General features: G+C 74.5%; 1 protein-coding gene. It reads right to left on the bottom strand.

Features of this window, described 5'->3' with window-relative positions; translation table 11 throughout:
* Positions 1-182, bottom strand: a 182-nt coding sequence (locus AX724_RS15760) for a GGIII-like transmembrane region-containing protein (RefSeq protein WP_156448107.1), incomplete at its 3' end; no start/stop codon positions are given.
* Positions 183-220 lie beyond the last annotated feature (38 nt).

The following is a 220-nucleotide window of genomic DNA, read 5'->3' as shown; positions in this document are numbered from 1 at the left end:
GGGGCAGCGGGCGCCGTAGCGGCCAGCGCAGCCACCGGTTGCGCGGCGACGGCCGGTTCAGCCAGAACCGCATCGGCATCGTCACGGCGGCGACGGCGCGAAAGGGCGGCGCCGGCTATGCCGATCAGCAGCAGCGCGCCGCCACCGATGCCCCAGAGCATCGCATCGTTATTCGCCGTCATGGCAGGGGTGGCTGCGGCAGGAGCGGCCGGGGCAGGGG

Source organism: Sphingobium sp. CCH11-B1 (genome assembly GCF_001556865.1).
In the GTDB taxonomy this organism is placed as follows: domain Bacteria; phylum Pseudomonadota; class Alphaproteobacteria; order Sphingomonadales; family Sphingomonadaceae; genus Sphingobium.
Note: the sequence above shows the minus strand (reverse complement) of the source record. Positions and strands in the feature narration are given on the sequence as shown.